At 47.1% G+C, this 16513-nt stretch carries 16 protein-coding genes and 1 tRNA gene; all 17 read right to left on the bottom strand.

The window, feature by feature from the left end:
• Positions 1–2 precede the first annotated feature (2 nt).
• The 17 genes from KNQ07_RS02705 to KNQ07_RS02625 all read right to left on the bottom strand — a co-directional run bounded on the left by KNQ07_RS02705 (position 3) and on the right by KNQ07_RS02625 (position 16512).
• Positions 3–449 (bottom strand): Rrf2 family transcriptional regulator, encoded by a 447-nt coding sequence (locus KNQ07_RS02705; RefSeq protein ID WP_214764710.1) that lies wholly within the window; start codon positions 447–449, stop codon positions 3–5.
• Between the two features lie 190 nt (positions 450–639).
• The gene (locus KNQ07_RS02700) at positions 640–1530 is read right to left on the bottom strand and encodes a glycerophosphodiester phosphodiesterase (RefSeq protein ID WP_012370575.1); all 891 of its coding nucleotides are present in this window, start codon (positions 1528–1530) and stop codon (positions 640–642) included.
• 177 nt (positions 1531–1707) lie between these two features.
• Positions 1708–2973, bottom strand: coding sequence for a 2-oxoglutarate dehydrogenase complex dihydrolipoyllysine-residue succinyltransferase (odhB, locus tag KNQ07_RS02695; RefSeq protein WP_214764709.1), 1266 nt, complete (start codon positions 2971–2973; stop codon positions 1708–1710).
• A 51-nt stretch (positions 2974–3024) separates the two neighbouring features.
• Positions 3025–5886, bottom strand: coding sequence for a 2-oxoglutarate dehydrogenase E1 component (locus KNQ07_RS02690; protein WP_214764698.1), 2862 nt, complete (start codon positions 5884–5886; stop codon positions 3025–3027).
• 355 nt (positions 5887–6241) lie between these two features.
• Positions 6242–6970, bottom strand: coding sequence for an amino acid ABC transporter ATP-binding protein (locus KNQ07_RS02685; RefSeq protein WP_012370578.1), 729 nt, complete (start codon positions 6968–6970; stop codon positions 6242–6244).
• Complete coding sequence (locus tag KNQ07_RS02680; RefSeq protein WP_012370579.1) at positions 6967–7611, bottom strand: amino acid ABC transporter permease; 645 nt, start codon at positions 7609–7611, stop codon at positions 6967–6969. The genes KNQ07_RS02685 and KNQ07_RS02680 overlap by 4 nt, the downstream gene beginning before the upstream one ends.
• A gap of 36 nt (positions 7612–7647) precedes the next feature.
• Positions 7648–8412: a transporter substrate-binding domain-containing protein gene (locus tag KNQ07_RS02675; RefSeq protein WP_214764691.1), complete on the bottom strand. Its 765-nt coding sequence runs from the start codon at positions 8410–8412 to the stop codon at positions 7648–7650.
• Between the two features lie 193 nt (positions 8413–8605).
• Positions 8606–8689, bottom strand: a tRNA-Leu gene (locus tag KNQ07_RS02670).
• A 62-nt stretch (positions 8690–8751) separates the two neighbouring features.
• Entirely contained in the window at positions 8752–9696 is a 945-nt protein-coding gene (locus KNQ07_RS02665) for an alpha/beta hydrolase (protein ID WP_214764682.1), read from the bottom strand.
• Positions 9697–9718: 22 nt separating this feature from the next.
• Positions 9719–10060, bottom strand: coding sequence for a hypothetical protein (locus KNQ07_RS02660; RefSeq protein WP_114595634.1), 342 nt, complete (start codon positions 10058–10060; stop codon positions 9719–9721).
• Positions 10061–10080: 20 nt separating this feature from the next.
• Entirely contained in the window at positions 10081–11097 is a 1017-nt protein-coding gene (locus KNQ07_RS02655) for a S66 family peptidase (RefSeq protein ID WP_012370583.1), read from the bottom strand.
• Positions 11098–11126: 29 nt separating this feature from the next.
• On the bottom strand, positions 11127–11468 hold the full coding sequence (locus KNQ07_RS02650) for a thioredoxin family protein (RefSeq protein WP_214764675.1): 342 nt from the start codon (positions 11466–11468) through the stop codon (positions 11127–11129).
• A 130-nt stretch (positions 11469–11598) separates the two neighbouring features.
• Positions 11599–11967, bottom strand: a complete 369-nt coding sequence (locus KNQ07_RS02645) for a DUF779 domain-containing protein (RefSeq protein ID WP_214764668.1) — start codon at positions 11965–11967, stop codon at positions 11599–11601.
• Between the two features lie 21 nt (positions 11968–11988).
• On the bottom strand, positions 11989–13509 hold the full coding sequence (gene adh, locus KNQ07_RS02640) for an aldehyde dehydrogenase (RefSeq protein WP_214764666.1): 1521 nt from the start codon (positions 13507–13509) through the stop codon (positions 11989–11991).
• A gap of 210 nt (positions 13510–13719) precedes the next feature.
• Positions 13720–14241, bottom strand: coding sequence for a TraR/DksA C4-type zinc finger protein (locus KNQ07_RS02635; protein WP_214764657.1), 522 nt, complete (start codon positions 14239–14241; stop codon positions 13720–13722).
• An 85-nt stretch (positions 14242–14326) separates the two neighbouring features.
• On the bottom strand, positions 14327–15124 hold the full coding sequence (locus tag KNQ07_RS02630; RefSeq protein WP_214764646.1) for a hypothetical protein: 798 nt from the start codon (positions 15122–15124) through the stop codon (positions 14327–14329).
• 242 nt (positions 15125–15366) lie between these two features.
• A complete protein-coding gene (locus KNQ07_RS02625) occupies positions 15367–16512 on the bottom strand; it encodes a mannitol-1-phosphate 5-dehydrogenase (protein ID WP_214764644.1) in 1146 nt (381 codons plus the stop codon).
• Position 16513: the final 1 nt, after the last annotated feature.

The raw sequence follows: 16513 nt of genomic DNA, 5'->3' as shown, positions 1-16513 counted from the left end.
ACTTAACGTGAAGGGTTCGCATCCGTTTTTGCGAATAACAAATTCAGTTCATATGGATTTTTGAGTAATTCGGCTAATGTATGTTGTTCCAGTTCCCGAATGAAAGCACGCAAGGCACGGGCAAGAATCCCTTTGAGCTGACACTGGGGTTCAATGACACAATGACCATCTGCCGCAAAACATTCGACGATATCCATCGGCTCCATCTCGCGAACGACTTTTCCGATATTGATTTCTTCCGGATCACGGATCAGCCGAAGTCCCCCGGTCCGCCCGCGTGTCGACTCCACGTATCCGAGTTTCGTCAATTGTTGTGTCACTTTCATCAAGTGATTGGAAGAAATACTGTAGTGATTGGCAATCGCCGGCATCGGTGTTACTTCATCTCGGTGAAGACCTAAATAAATCAGGACGCGAAGTCCATAGTCTGTATATTGAGTGATTCGCATGTTTTTCCTCTCTTTCTGTTCATGGAACCCATTTAAATCCCACTTCACACTGCTGTTTCATCGTATCATGTTCGATCCTAATCGAAAATAAAGGATGTGCTTTTAACAGTATACGTAACGGAAAGAGATTTGGATGCCATCCGAACAAAAAAAGTCAGTTTCCGGATCCGGAAACTGACTTTTTAAGGAATCATTTCTTTTTTGTATGTTTCAGAACTTCATTGAACCGGTCGGCGAAGTTCGTAAAGACGCCGGTCACACCGTAATCGAGCATCCGTTGCATATCTACTTTTTCATTGACTGTATACGGATGAAGCAACAATCCAGCATTCCGGATTTGTTTCGTATTTTGTCGTGTCAACGATTTAAATGATGGTCCGACACCGACAGCATACGATTTAATCGTCTTTAATTCCTGGTTCGTAACATCCGTCATTTGCGGTGCCTCAAGAAGTTGAACGAGCGGAAGTTTCGGATCTAACTGCTTGACCTTCAGTAAACTGTCCCGGCTGAACGATTGAATCATGACTTGTCCCGGTTTAATCCGGTTGCTCGATAATCCGTGACGTCGTAACGTATCCAACAGTTTTTTCTCCATCCCCGGGTAAACTTCCGGAGATTTCGTTTCGATATAGTAGTTTGCCTGTTTGCCGTACCGGTCGAAAATTTCATTTAATGTCGGTACTTTCAGTCCTTTATACTTCGCGTTGGCATATGCCGGATAGGTTTCGTTAAACCAGCTGCCCGCATCGAGACGCTTGATTTGCGCAAGCGTTTTATCCTTGACGGCTCCGGTACCATTCGTCGTCCGGTCAACCGTCTCGTCGTGCATCGCAATCAGTTGACCGTCCTTCGTCATTTGTAAATCAATTTCAATATAATCCGCTTTAAACTTTTTATGGCTCATATCGTAGGCAAGCATCGTATGTTCCGGTGCATAACCGGATGCTCCGCGGTGAGCGATGTTGACAACTCGATTTGGATCAAGCAACCCTTTCGCTTTCCCCGCTGCTTCAATACTCGTTGTACCGCTTGCGACGATCATTCCTGCGACTACCGTGACACCGATTTGTTTCAACATTTCTAGTTCCCCCTTCGAAGTAACGTACAGATGTATCTTATAGGCTGTTGATGAAGGATTTATGAACTCCATGTAATCTCCCGTATAGATTCCGTGACAAAGTTGTCACATCCACTTGAACAGATGCATAAAAACTCCCTGCTTCCGCGACCGAAACAGGGAGTAAAAATGATTGAATCAAGCTTCAAAAATCAATGACTCCGGATCTTCAAGCAAGTCTTTGATGTGCTTCAGGAACGTGACGGCTTCTTTCCCGTCAACGATTCGGTGGTCATAGGAAAGTGCAACGTACATCATTGGACGATTTTCCATCCGCTCGGCGTCGATGGCGACCGGACGCAGGTTAATCGCATGCATCCCGAGAATCGCGACTTGCGGTCCGTTCAGGATTGGTGTCGACATCAATGATCCAAACGTTCCGCCGTTTGTGATCGTAAATGTCCCACCTGTCAAATCAGATAAGCCGAGTTTGTTGTCCCGGGCTTTGACAGCCAGATTGATGATATCTTTTTCAATTTCACCGAAGTTCTTTTTGTCGGCGTCACGAACGACTGGTACAACCAAGCCGTCTGGAGCAGAAACTGCGATTCCGATATCGTAGAATTTCTTGAGAACGATTTCGTCCCCTTGAATTTCTGCGTTCAAATACGGCATTTTTTTCAATGCGGCAACAGCTGCTTTCGTGAAGAATGACATGAAGCCGAGCTTAACTTCATTGTCCTTGACGAACTTTTCCTGGCGGCGCTTCCGTAATGACATGACAGCCAACATATCGATTTCGTTGAACGTCGTCAACATCGCTGCCGTTTGTTGAACCTCTACTAAACGGTTGGCAATCGTTTTACGGCGACGTGACATTTTAATCCGTTCTTCCGGTTTACCCGGAGCTGCAGACGGTGCTGCTTGTGGTGCCGGCGCTTGTGGTGCCGGCGCTTGCGGTGCTTTTGCTTGTTCACGTGGCGCGACTTCAAACGTCGCGACATCCTGTACACGAATCCGTCCGAGTGGATCTTGTGTCGCGACTTGTGCTAAATCGATTCCTTTTTCACGAGCCATTTTCCGAGCAGCCGGTGATGCGATCGGACGATCGGCAACCGACGTCGCTTCTGTCGCAGCAACTGGTGCCGGCTGTTCTTTTTTCGCTTCCTGTGCAACCGGTGCTTCTTTTTGCTCCGGTGCCGGCGTTGTTGCTGCCGGTTGTGCCGCTTCTCCGCCTGCCGTGATGATGGCAATCGTCTCTCCGACACGGACTGTATCCCCTTCGGCTGCCATTACTTCGGACAGGATGCCCGCTTCATCAGATGGGACTTCGATGTTAACTTTATCTGTCTCCAGCTCGACGATGGCTTCCCCTTTTTCTACCTGATCGCCGGGTTGTTTTAACCACGATGCGACCGTACCTTCTGTAATCGATTCTGCAAGTTCTGGCACTTTGATTTCCATGTTAATTCGTCCCCCTAAGACTTTTCGTGTTTGACCCCACTTAATTCTAGCTTAGACATTTGTTTCGGAAGTAGCTGATGTGCTCGGTTGATCGACTGTCGTCCGTGTTAAGGCATCTGTCAGAATCCGCGCCTGTTCGACTTTATGTCCTGTCGGATCACCTTCCGCCGTACTCGAACGTCGACGACGGCCGATATAACGGACCGTTGTAATGCCATTAACGGCAACCGATTCAAGACGCGGCTCGATGTATGTCCAAGCCCCCATGTTTTTCGGTTCTTCCTGAACCCAGACAAACTCACTGACATTCGGATAACGTTCAAGCAAAGCATTTAACTGTTTGGCCGGGAATGGATAAATTTCTTCAATCCGGACAATGTGCAACCAGTTGAAATCATCATCTGATTTCGAAACGGCTTCCGCCAAATCAATGGCCACTTTTCCGCTACAGAAGACGATTCGTTCCACTTGTTCCGGTGATTGCCCGAGACCGTCCTGTTCGACAATCCGTTTAAATGAACTGTCTGTCAGTTCCGACAAATCGGACGTCGCCAGTGGATGGCGGAGTAAACTTTTTGGTGTCATGACGACAAGCGGACGTACTTCTTCTTTTCCAAGAATCGCAGCTTGACGGCGTAGCAGATGGAAATACTGGGCCGCACTCGATACATTGGCGACCGTCCAGTTCTTTTCGCCTGACAGGGTCAGAAAACGTTCCAGGCGGGCACTCGAGTGCTCCGGTCCTTGTCCTTCATATCCGTGAGGTAACAGCATGACAAGTCCGGACGTCTGCCCCCATTTAGCACGGCTTGCCGAAATGAACTGGTCAAAGATGACTTGACCCGAGTTGGCAAAGTCGCCGTATTGGGCTTCCCACAGCACCAGTGTTTCCGGTGCGAAAACATTATAGCCGTATTCGAATCCGAGAACGCCTGCTTCCGACAACGGACTGTTGTAGACAGCAAATGATGCTGTTGCTGACTTCAAGCTGTGCATCGGTGAAAACGCTTTGCCTGTCTTCACGTCATTTAAATTGATGTTCCGCTGGGCAAATGTTCCCCGTTCTGAATCCTGACCACTGAGTCGAATCGGTGTACCGTCGGAAAGAATCGAGGCGAATGCCAACGTTTCCGCATGTCCCCAGTCGATGCCGTTTTTAGTCGTCAACGCGTCGGTCCGGCGTTTCAACACTTTTTCAAGTTTGTGGAAGACATTGAATCCGCTTGGCCATTCGAGCAACTGCTCATTGTAAGCCGTCAATTTTTCAACTGCGACACCGGTCTCGATGTGCGGGACACCTTTGAAGACAACATCCGGCATGATGCCGCCGTATTCTTTTTCGACATTCGGAACTTTCTCGCGAGCCGCTTTCATCATGTCATTGATGTCCGTTTCAATCGTCGTGACATCTTCTTTCGTGACATCATTTTGTTCCACCAGTTGCTTCGCATATAAGACACGGGCTGAGTCATGTTTATGGATCAAATCGTAAAGGACAGGATTCGTATTCATCGGCTCGTCCATCTCGTTATGTCCGAAACGACGGTATCCGATCAAATCAATCAAGACGTCTTTGTTGAATGTCGCGCGGTATTCGCTGGCAAGCAAGGCGACTGCCAAACAACTTTCCGGCTCATCTGCATTGACGTGGAAAATCGGAATCTCATACCCTTTTGCCAAGTCACTTGAATAACGGGTCGAACGGGAATCCGTCGGTTCCGTCGTAAAGCCGATTGTGTTATTGGCAATGATATGAATCGTTCCGCCTGTGTTATAACCTTTCAAATTCGTCAGGTTCAACGTTTCAGCAACAATTCCTTGTCCAGGGAAAGCAGCATCTCCATGAATGAGGATAGCGGCAGCCTTCCCTTGTTCCTGACGTGGTGCCCCTTTTTGTGAACGGTCATCTTGCGCTGCCCGTGTGAATCCTTCGACAACAGGATCGACGAACTCGAGGTGAGACGGATTGTTGGCAAGCGTCATCCGGACGTTACTTGACTGTTGTTCCATTTTTCGGTTTAACCCTAAATGATACTTCACATCACCCGTCCAACCGTACGTGATGCCGATTGATCCTTCGGAAGGGACAAGATCATGGTTCGGTGCATGTTGGAATTCCGCGAAAATCATTTCATACGGTTTGCCTAATACATGTGCCAAGACGTTTAATCGTCCCCGGTGCGCCATTCCGATATTGATTGTTTCCGACCCATTGGCAATCAGATGTCCAACGATCGTGTCGAGCAATGGAACCATCGCGTCAAGACCTTCAATCGAGAACCGCTTCTGTCCGACGTACGTTTTATGAAGATATTTTTCGAATAACTCCGTCTCGGCGAGCCGTTTGAATAACTGCTTTTTCTGTTCGACTGATAAACGTGCCGTCAATGCACCTTGTTCAATTTTTTGGCGTAACCATTTCTTTTCTTCCAAATCATCGACGTGTTGGAATTCAACGGCTGCGGCACCTGTATACTGTGCTTTTAAATGTTCGATCCCTTCATAGGCATCCTTCAGATGTCCCGGCGGTTCCGGACAAACAAGCGTGACCGGCATGCCGCGTAAATCGGCTTCCGTCAATCCGAACTGACGAAGCTCCAGCAATTCCGTTTCCCGCGGATGATCTTTCAGCGGATAGATGTCAGCCGCAAGGTGACCTTTCGCTCGAATTTGATCCGCTAAGCGACTCGCTGCCAAGTACTTTTCGAAATCTCCCGTTTCGATCGGTTGCTGAGTTACTGATTCTGCGACCGGAGCACCATTTTGTTCGAAATAGGTCCGTGTTTCTTCATCAACAGAAGAAGCATCTTCTAAAAAGCGTTCATACAATTCAATGATGTATCCAAGGTTTGGTCCATAAAATGTTTGCTGTTCCTGTTCCCGGCTTGCCATGTACGGTTCCCCCCGTTTCATTCATTCCACTCATTGTACTGAAAATCAGTACATTTCCAGCTCTCTACCTGTTAGCGCTTTCAAATCATATGACATAAAAATTCGATAATCGTCACGTTCCTTGCAACGAGGCCGAACATAACCCTTAACGATGGCCTGTATGTCAAAAGTGTTTGCCTTAGTTATTATATTACTACTTCTTTTAGGTCAGTGCGTTTCGAATTCCCAATTTCTCAGTCATAAATGTATAAGTTTTTCTTATGACTGTACCCTGTGTTGTTTATGAATGAAACCTCTCTAGGGGAAAACAGCTGTATTCGTCAAAAAAAGAGCAGAAACGACCTCCCTGAAGGCCATTCCTGCTCAATGTCTTGTGTTATAACACTTTACTTAAAAACGATTGTGTCCGTTCGTGTTGTGGAGAATCAAACAATAGACTCGGAATGTTTTCTTCGACGATGAAACCACCATCCATAAAAAGAACCCGATCCCCGACTTCACGCGCAAATCCCATCTCGTGCGTGACGACAATCATCGTCATCCCTTCAAGTGCCAACTGTTTCATGACAGCAAGCACATCGCCGACCATTTCCGGGTCGAGCGCGGATGTCGGCTCGTCGAACAACATGATTTTCGGATTCATGGCCAGGGCACGGGCAATGGCAACCCGTTGTTTTTGACCGCCGGACAGTTCCCCCGGATAGTTATCGGCTTTCTCCCGCAATCCGACTTTATCCAACAATTCGAGCGCCCGCTGTTTCGCTTGCGTTTTGTCCGTTTTCCGGACTTTCATCGGTGCAAGTGTGACGTTCTCAAGCACGGTCTTGTGGGGAAACAAGTTGAAATGTTGAAACACCATTCCGACTTCTTCACGGACTTTATTGATATCGACTTTCGGATCTGTGATGTCATGGGTATCGACGATTACTGTACCGCCCGTGATATCTTCGAGCCGGTTCAAGCAACGGAGAAACGTACTTTTCCCCGATCCCGAAGGTCCAATGACACACACGACTTCTTTTTCTTCAATCTCGACCGAAATATCCTTTAAGACTTCGTTCGAACCAAATGATTTTTTTAATTGTTTGACTTCAATGATACTCATCGCAGTGTAAACCTCCGCTCCAAGAATTTCCCTAATAGTGAAAGGAGATAGATGACGACGAAGTACATCAGACCGACGACCGTCCAGACGATGAACGGTTCAAATGTCGTTGCTTGTTGCACTTGTCCCTGTTGCGTCAAATCCGCGATACCGATGATCGATAGCAACGACGTATCTTTTAAACTGATGATCGATTGGTTCGTAATCGTCGGCAGCATACGGCGGAAGGCTTGCGGTAAAACGATTTGTGTCATCGTTTGACGCCCCGTCATACCGAGAGAACGTGCCGCTTCTGTCTGCCCTTTATCAATCGATTGAATCCCGGCCCGGATGATCTCGGCGAAATAGGCTCCGGCATTGATGGCGACAGTGAGAATCCCGGCATACATCCGGTCCATCGACAGCCACTCAAGTGAATTGAGTCCAAAATAAATGAAGAACAATTGGACGATAAAGGGCGTTCCCCGGATGACATCGATGTAGACGATGGCAATCCCGTTTAAAATCTTAAGTGGTGATAAACGCATCAAGGCGACGATCAAGCCGATTAAAAATCCGACGATGACCGCGATGATAAAGATATAGAGGGTGATCTGTAACCCTTCTAGAAAAAACGGAAACGCCGTTTTTGCGACTTCCATCAGTGACTCAACTCCCTTGTCATTCGTTCAAATGGCTTATTTTAAATACGTATCGACGATTTTGTCGTACTCCCCGTTTTCTTTCAGGTTTGCGAGTCCTTTGTTGATTTTTTTCATCAACTCTTCGTTTTCACCTTTGAGGACGGCAATTCCGTAATTATCACCATTCAAACGGTCTCCGACAAGTTTCAGACCAAGGTTTTGCTGTTTGTTTGCATAGGAGATGACCGGATAATCTTCAATCAATGCGGCAGCATTTCCGTTTTTGACTTCCTGGAACATGGCCGGGCTGTCATTGAATTGAGTGACGGTGATTCCGAGTTTGTCTGCATTGTCAGTTGCATATTTTGCACCTGTTGTTCCCTTTTTAACCGCAACTTTCTTGCCTTTCAAATCATCGACTGATTTGATTTTGTTTTCATCTTCTTTGACGACCAGGATCAGCCCGGCTTTAAAGTACGGGTCTGAGAACGTAACAACCTTTTTCCGTTCCGGTGTGATACTCATTCCGGCAATCGCTACATCCAGTTGGTTCGCTTGAAGAGCGGGAATGATTCCGCTGAAATCCATCGCTTCAAACTTGATTTTAAATCCTTGATCTTTGGCAATCGCTTTGATGAGGTCGATATCGATTCCCTTGTATGTGTCCCCGTCTTTATATTCGAACGGCGGATACGTAACATCGATGCCAACCTTGTACGTCTTGTCTTTTGAGACCTCGTCCTGTGAACCGATACTACATGCGCTTAATACCACGAGACAGCTGAGCAATAAAAATAATACCGATAAATGCTTTTTCATGTTGTTACTCCTCTCTTGAAGACAAATGCCTTCTTTCATGTATTTTCCTCAAAAACTTTTCCTTAACACATATTTTATCAGAAAAATTCAAATTTTACGAACAAACTTGTTAAGAGCATGAATCAAAATTTTTCAAAATAAAAAAAATAGGAGCACCCTTCTGACGAAGAGTACTCCTATTTTCACTTTAAAATGCCGCCGAGAGGACTTGAACCTCCACGGTGTTGCCACCACTAGATTCTGAGTCTAGCGCGTCTACCAGTTCCGCCACGACGACTTCTATTTATGTTATTAGAATACTAAATAGTTTTTTTCGTGTCAACGGTTTCATGCATTTTTTTATACTTTTTCTGTCGGTTCGTCTAAAATCCGCCGGACGAATCGTTCCACGACCGTATCGTATGTGTCCGGATCCTCGAAATAAGCCATCGCGTGGGCTGCATTCGGAATGACCACCAATTCTTTTTCCGTCGGACAGGCTTGATACAATTCATAGACCATTGAAGTCGGAACAAATGTATCGGCTCCGCCGTGAATAAACAGAATCGGAACCGTCGCCCGCTGGACTTGCTTAATGGCCGAGGCTTCACTGAAAAAATAGCCCGCTTTTAATTTCGTCAAGATACTTGTCATCGTCAGGAACGGGAAATGCGGCAGACGATACATCCGCTTCATTTGATAGGCGAGAACGGCGTTGACCGACGTATACGCACAATCGGAAATGATGCCTTTGATTTGCGGCGGCAACAGTTCCCCACTGGTCATCAGAACGGTTGCTCCTCCCATCGAAACACCGTGCAAAAAGATTGCACTTTCTCGGCCAAGACGAGCTACCAGATATTCGGTCCACCGGAGACAATCTTCCCGGTCATGCCATCCGAAACCAATATAGTTCCCGTCACTTTTTCCGTGTCCACGGTTATCCGGCATCATGACGTGGAAACCGGCTTGGTGATACAGATACGCAAATCCGGCCAAATCCGTTCCGACACCGCCGTATCCATGCACTAAAATCACAATCCGATCCGATGGTACAAGCGGCGGCAAGTAATGCCCGCGTAACATTAATCCGTCATGCGCCTTGACTTCAATCAATTCCAGCGGCTGTTCTTTAATCCACGTCTGCCCCGGTTGCATCAGACGGACCATTTCGTCACTCAAATCACGGTTATTGGATAAAAAGGGTTTCGGATTGGTTGCGATCGCCATTTCATAAAAGTAATAACTCGCTGCAAGCATCCCGGAACCGATTACACCTAAACCGATTTTCGTTCGTGTTCGCATTGCTCCCACTCCTCATCTGCTCTTAAAGATCAATTTGTAGTTGTGCTGAGGACTCGGCATCCTCTTCTTGTAAAATTTGTTGCCGCAGACGATGTTCGTGTTGTGCCTTTCGGTAAGCAAATTCCTGAACCAATTCTTGTCCCGTGAACCCTTCTTCGACGATGTCCGACAGCAAATCCGTTTCCGTCGTGACGATTTCCTGTGGGTTCCGAATAATCAGCACTTGACCGACCTGTGCTAACATCAGTTCATCTTTTACCTGTAACGCATCATAAAACGGTTCAGGCAGGGTCATCCGCCGTGTTTCCGGATTGATGTGCACCCGCTTGTACGCTGCTAACGATTGAAACTTCCGACTCGCCATATCTGTCCTCCTCTTCTAGATTACTGAAATGTCATGTCTAATCTAGAGTCTTTTCCTTGAATCATGATAGTTGCTGATGCTCCGTTGACGAGTGTCATTTGCGGCGGTTGGTGACCGATATCGAGATCGTAAAACACCGGAATGTCCAGCAGTTCATTAAACGTCTCATACACGTCGAGGATGGTATACTCCTCAACTGTCCGCCCGCCGGCTGTTCGTCCGAACACGATGCCCGATGCCCGCTCGAACCACCCCGCGAGATACATCTGCATCAGCGAACGGTGAACGTCGGTGGCACTCGCTTCCGATACTTCAAAGTACCAAAGAATCGGTTCTTCATTCAGCTGATCCGTCTGAAACGTGACCACATCTCCGTACGGTGTTCCGATGAGATGACGAATCGTTTCAAGACATCCGCCAAGCAACCGGCCGGATACCTGTTTTTGGGCCGGATCGATTGTTTTCCACTCTGTTGCCGCGTCGAGGTGGTACATATAACGTTCGGGCCGTTCCGCATGATTCCAATTCGTCTGATACAAATCAGATGTCCACTGCGTCACGGTTGCTCCGGCAGGCGTCGCGAGAACTCGTCGCCAAGCTGTCGTCGTTTCATCCCATTCTTCACTGCGCATGTCGACGAAGTTTGGTCCGTGCGCCGTCGCAATGCCGGTCTTGAGCGTAATCGCAAACAGTAATGTACTGATATCCGAATACCCGAGCAACCACTTTGCCGGAATTCGTTCAAAATCCAGGAATGGTAACACATCAATCGCCCGTTCCCCTCCAAATGGTGGAATGATTGCATCAATTTCCGGATTTTGCAGCATTGCATTCAGCTCGTCCGCCCGCGTTTGAACCGGCGCACTTGCCGCCTGCTGTTGTGTCCAAACGGTTTGTCCGACTTGAACAGTCATTTGCCGATCCCGTAATCGATTCGTCGCCTCTTCAATCATCGGATGCAGTTCTTCCGATAATCCGGAAGACGGAGCCGTCACACCGATTGTTTGTCCGGTCCAACCTAAATAAGGATAACGCATGTCTGTTTCCTCCTGACGATGTGATATTGTTAATCGAGTGATGCCACCAATCGGCTGAGCTGTTCGACTTTTTTAGTAAACGGTTCAATGGGAACGATTCGTACTTCCCGGTGAATTTCTTTCCCGTTCGCAAAAAACAGCAAAGCCGGAGCAGTAAACACGGAAAATTCTCCGGCAATTTCCGGGACGCTTCCTAAATCGACATGTCCCGACCGAAATTCGGGATGACTTGCTAATATCGGCTCAATCTGCGGAAACAACGAAGCGCAGACACCGCAGCCCGGACTAGAAACATAAATAAAACTCGCCCGCTGCACGAGATAAAAATCCCTTACGGCTTCAATGGACGTCAACTCTTGAAAAGTCGCCATGTTTCGTCCTCCTCTTTTTGTAAAATATCTTTTAATTATAACGTGATGCCACAAAAAAAACACCTTCCACCCGGTGTATCTAAGTCACAAGCACTTAAATACTCGGGCGAGGTATCTTCTTTTGATTGTTCTATGGTTTGGCAGTAGCTGCGAGCTCCGCATATTCTTCAGACGTAAAAGCACGAGAACGTGTTAAAAACCGTTTCCCCTCGACGCCTTCCAAGGAAAACATTCCGCCTCGACCATCAACGACATCAATGATCAGTTGCGTATGTTTCCAGTAGGCGTATTGATCCTCATGAATATAAAACGGACAGCCGCCGATTGTACCGATCAATAAATCTTGATCGCCTAAAAATAAATCGCCTTCCGCAAAACACATCGGGGAACTTCCGTCACAGCATCCACCTGATTGATGAAACATTAACGGTCCGTGTTTTGCTTTTAGCAGTTCAATCAATTCCAAGCCGGCATCGGTCGCAAGTACACGTTCGACCATGTCGCCACATCCTTTCTTCGATTAGAAGAAACCAAGTTTATCCGGGCTGTAGCTGACGAGAAGATTTTTTGTCCGCTGGTAATGGTTAAGCATCATTTTATGATTTTCACGGCCGATTCCCGACATCTTGTAACCGCCGAACGCAGCGTGGGCCGGATATTGGTGGTAACAGTTTGTCCAGACGCGTCCTGCTTCAATCGCCCGTCCGAAACGGTATGCCCGGTTCATGTCACGCGTCCAGACACCGGCACCTAAGCCGTACAGCGTGTCATTGGCAATTTGCAGTGCTTCCTCTTCTGTTTTGAATGTCGTGACGGACAGGACCGGCCCAAAAATCTCTTCTTGGAAAATCCGCATCTTGTTGTTTCCTTTGAAAATCGTCGGTTGAATGTAATAACCGTCTGCGAGGTCACCGTCAAGATGGTTCCGTTCGCCGCCAATCAGACACTCGGCCCCTTCCGATTTTCCGATTTCGAGATACGACAGGATTTTCTCCATCTGTTCACTCGAAGCTTGAGCCCCCATCATGACGTCAGCATCCAGCGGATTACCGAGCTTGATCGCTTTGACGCGTTCGAGGACCCGTTCCATGAATGGCTCATAGATGGATTCTTCAATCAAGGCACGTGATGGACACGTACAGACTTCCCCTTGGTTCAGGGCAAACATCAGTAATCCTTCGATTGCTTTATCGAAAAAGGCATCATCGGCATCCATGATATCAGCGAAGAAGATGTTTGGTGATTTCCCGCCGAGCTCGAGTGTAACCGGAATGATGTTTTGTGACGCATACTGCATGATGAGTCGTCCCGTCGTCGTCTCACCCGTAAAGGCGATTTTCGCAATCCGCTTGCTTGAGGCGAGCGGTTTTCCGGCTTCCAGTCCGAAACCGTTGACGATATTCAGGACACCCGGAGGTAATAGGTCTTCAATCAGTTCCGTCATCAGTAAAATACTTGCCGGTGTTTGTTCCGCCGGTTTCAGGACGACACAGTTTCCTGCCGCGAGTGCCGGTGCGAGTTTCCAGACAGCCATTAAAATCGGGAAGTTCCACGGGATGATCTGACCGACGACTCCAAGCGGCTCATGGAAATGATAAGCGACCGTATCGTTGTCGAGTTCTCCGATTGAACCTTCCTGCGCGCGGATGACTCCTGCAAAGTAACGGAAATGATCAATCGCAAGCGGAAGATCGGCATTCAGTGTCTCACGGACCGCTTTCCCGTTTTCGAGCGTTTCCGCATAGGCAAGCATCTCAAGATTTTCTTCCATCCGATTCGCGATTTTATTTAAGATGTTTGACCGCTCTGCGACTGACGTCTTGCCCCAGGCATCCTTTGCCGCATGTGCCGCGTCGAGGGCGAGTTCAATATCTTCTTTACCGGAACGGGCGACTTGACATAATACTTTCCCGGTAATCGGCGTCACGTTATCAAAATATTCTCCACCGACCGGTGCCGTCCATTTTCCGTTAATGAAATTTTCATAACGATCCTTGTATTGTACCTTTGACCCTTGCGTGTTTGGAATCTCATAAATCATCTGATTGTTCCTCCCTCAAATAAAATGGTCAACCGACGAGAAGGTATCTCATGTATGCGCTTTCATTTTACCCCTATCGAAATGTCTTCTCGTTTCTATCGTACCAAATGTTTTATAAAAGTCAAAATTTTCCGGTATTTTTTTTACGATTTTTTTCACAAAAAAAACACGTCATCTCCAAAAAATGGATTGACGTGTGGATTGGTCGAATTAGCGTGTCGGATCGATGCCGTCTTCTTTATCTGAAGGTGTATCCGAGTTCCCGAACTCACCGACTTTACTGAATCCGTCAGTTGCCCCGTCGATGTCTTTACCGGTTGCCGTAACGGATGGATCAAGGACCGCCTCTTCACTCGGGCGCGACATCGGATCGTTTCCAAGCTGCTCTTCTTCTTTTTTCGCGTCTTCAATACATAATAACGTTTCCGGAATGATGTCAAGACGTTCGATTTCAATCTCTTTGCCGCAGACTTTACAGATTCCGTACGTGCCATCTTCAATCGCTTTTAACGCGACATCGACATCCGATAACATTTCTTCCTGCATATCTGTCATTGCTTGATCGCGTTCCCGTAAAAACAATTCGTCTCCCGAATCGCCCGGGTGGTTGTCGTAGCTCGACAGTTCCCCTGTATCATAGTCGACTTCGCGATTTTCAATATTTGTTTCCGTTTTATCTTTTTCCTTTAACAAACGTGTTTTGAATGTCTCGATTTGCTTTTCTGATAACATAGCCTTCATCTCCAATTCTTTAGCTTCAGCTTCTTCTCTAAAGGATTTAACCGAAATGAAACCATGTTAAACGTCAAAGACTGTCTTAAGAGCATTTATAGGAGCGGATCGAGCCGTGTAAATCACAGATGACCGTCATGAATTCCTGACCATCCTTGAAGCAGATTTGATGACTTCTGCCATTTTTAGAAGTCGTAATATCATCGATCCACAGCCGGGTAGCGTCAGCGGAGGATAACATCGCTACTTTGTCACGAATCAAGAACAGATCAAACGGCAACAGATTTAAGGACTGGATGACTAAACCGTATTTCCGGAACAGCGGATCCAGCTGGTAATGCGAGAGGCTGTATAAACTCTTCTCCATCCCGCCGATCAACAATTGAATCGAGTGACACGTTTCCCGGCTGTCGATCCGCTCTTTTTGCAGGATGATTTGTCCTTGAACGCCGGATCCATCAAAGACATGTTGCATTTTCTCTTGATCGACGCGAAGAGCTCCCGGTTTGACATGTAAGACCAGATGCGCAAATTCGGCGTAATCCGGTTTTCCGATTTCAAGTGCCTGAATATGTCTCACTTCTTCCCGTTCAATCAATTCGATCAATCCGCGTTCCACTGTGTCCGACACGTTCCCTTCAGAGGAAAGACGGACATCAATCACGTATTGGTCGACGACAGTATTGACTTCGAGTGTATACATCAAGTGCGGGTTCTGTTCTTGTTCGAGGGTCAGGCGGTTCAACAGCAATTGATGAATCAGTTCGACCGGTGTATGAGATGAAAATTGACTCGTGTAAATCAAGTGTTTTGCTGCCATCGAATGGTTTGATTTTAATCGTGTTCCTTTAGCCATATATACGTTCACTTTATAATTCAGCATAATTCCACCTTCTCTTAACTAAGAATCGGATCGGAGAATAGTTCCGTTTCTATAGCGTACATTGCAAAAACCGTTAAAAATATTCGATAACGAATATTCTAAATCTGTTATACACAAGACTATGAATTTATGTTAAAGATTTGGAAATTAGAAAACTTGGGTGCTTTTCCTAAAACAATTGGATTTAAAGACAAAAAAACCAGTCTCCGGCAAACACCGGAACTGGTTCAGGTCAAACGGGATCAGGCAATGGAATCACTCATCGGGTGCATCTGTTCATACTGACTGACAATCAGTTGACTGAGACGTTCGTCTGCTTCCAGTCCCAGATAAGTCGCGACGGTTTTTCGGATGCCGTTTTGTTCAATAAAGGTATTTAATTCAGAAGATTCTAAATCATTTGGATCGGAGTAGGTTAAAGCCGCAGCAATCCCCAGAGCTAATCCATTCGCCTCGATACCACGGTCCATTAATTCGCGGGCCGGTTTGACCAACCGGTCGCGTGGCCCGAGCTTCCGGATCGGTGAACGGGCAACACGGACGATTTCATCATGGATCCGCGGATTTTCAAATCGTTTAATGTTTTTTTGAATATAGGCGCTGTGATCTTTCGGATCAAAGCCGTATTTTTCAAGCAGTAACCATCCGGTTTCATACAAGGCACTTTGTACGCCGCGCCGGACACGGACATCCTGCAGACTTTCAGCAATCGTCTCTTTTCCAAACAATGCACCGAGGTAAGAGGCGATCGCATGTCCGGTGTTGACGGTGAATAATTTCCGTTCGATGAACGGTGTGATGTCTGCCACGTATGTTACACCTTCGAACACCGGATAATCATCCGGTAACGCCTTTGTCTCAATAACCCACTCGAAAAACGGTTCGACTTCGACGTATAACGGATCGTCATGGTGTTGCAACGGGACAATCCGGTCGACGGCGGCATTCGGGAAAAAGACATTGCCTGGCGTTGACTCAAGATAATGCATCACTTCTTGCTGCAAATGACTGGATCCTTCGATCATGTTTTCACATGCGATCACAAAGACGTTTTGGGTTGTCGTCCGTTGTTTGAGTCCTTCCGCAAGCAAGGGAGCAATTCTCGCAAGCAACGTCGGTCCGACAGCTGTCGTCACGACATCGGCTGTCGCGATGGCTTCGACTACCCGCTCGGCTTCAGTCTGACTGTTCAATGCTGTGACGCGCGACACCTCTTCCACCGCTGCTTCTTCCGCCGCATAACCGACCGTATACGCCCCGCGCGTTTTCAACGCTTCGACGACTTCGGCATTCACGTCAATGAAACAGACATCATAACCTGATTTAACCAATTGTAAGCCGATGAAGCCCCGACCGATATTTCCTGCACCAAAATGAACGGCTTTCATA

Origin of the sequence: Exiguobacterium sp. s145, from assembly GCF_018618835.1 — a bacterium.
In the GTDB taxonomy this organism is placed as follows: Bacteria; Bacillota; Bacilli; order Exiguobacteriales; family Exiguobacteriaceae; genus Exiguobacterium_A; species Exiguobacterium_A artemiae.
This window is presented reverse-complemented; position numbering and strand designations above follow the sequence as displayed.

Coding starts and splice junctions, on each gene's coding strand:
- KNQ07_RS02700 (WP_012370575.1), bottom strand. CDS start 1,530: ATGTTGAAACAAATCGGTGTCACGGTAGTCGCAGGAATGATCGTCGCA.
- KNQ07_RS02630 (WP_214764646.1), bottom strand. CDS start 15,124: ATGCTGAATTATAAAGTGAACGTATATATGGCTAAAGGAACACGATTA.
- KNQ07_RS02625 (WP_214764644.1), bottom strand. CDS start 16,512: ATGAAAGCCGTTCATTTTGGTGCAGGAAATATCGGTCGGGGCTTCATC.
- KNQ07_RS02660 (WP_114595634.1), bottom strand. CDS start 10,060: ATGGCGAGTCGGAAGTTTCAATCGTTAGCAGCGTACAAGCGGGTGCAC.
- KNQ07_RS02675 (WP_214764691.1), bottom strand. CDS start 8,412: ATGAAAAAGCATTTATCGGTATTATTTTTATTGCTCAGCTGTCTCGTG.
- KNQ07_RS02650 (WP_214764675.1), bottom strand. CDS start 11,468: ATGGCGACTTTTCAAGAGTTGACGTCCATTGAAGCCGTAAGGGATTTT.
- KNQ07_RS02665 (WP_214764682.1), bottom strand. CDS start 9,696: ATGCGAACACGAACGAAAATCGGTTTAGGTGTAATCGGTTCCGGGATG.
- adh (WP_214764666.1), bottom strand. CDS start 13,509: ATGATTTATGAGATTCCAAACACGCAAGGGTCAAAGGTACAATACAAG.
- KNQ07_RS02690 (WP_214764698.1), bottom strand. CDS start 5,886: ATGAAACGGGGGGAACCGTACATGGCAAGCCGGGAACAGGAACAGCAA.
- KNQ07_RS02655 (WP_012370583.1), bottom strand. CDS start 11,097: ATGCGTTATCCTTATTTAGGTTGGACCGGACAAACAATCGGTGTGACG.
- KNQ07_RS02635 (WP_214764657.1), bottom strand. CDS start 14,241: ATGTTATCAGAAAAGCAAATCGAGACATTCAAAACACGTTTGTTAAAG.
- KNQ07_RS02685 (WP_012370578.1), bottom strand. CDS start 6,970: ATGAGTATCATTGAAGTCAAACAATTAAAAAAATCATTTGGTTCGAAC.
- odhB (WP_214764709.1), bottom strand. CDS start 2,973: ATGGAAATCAAAGTGCCAGAACTTGCAGAATCGATTACAGAAGGTACG.
- KNQ07_RS02645 (WP_214764668.1), bottom strand. CDS start 11,967: ATGGTCGAACGTGTACTTGCGACCGATGCCGGCTTGGAATTGATTGAA.
- KNQ07_RS02680 (WP_012370579.1), bottom strand. CDS start 7,611: ATGGAAGTCGCAAAAACGGCGTTTCCGTTTTTTCTAGAAGGGTTACAG.
- KNQ07_RS02705 (WP_214764710.1), bottom strand. CDS start 449: ATGCGAATCACTCAATATACAGACTATGGACTTCGCGTCCTGATTTAT.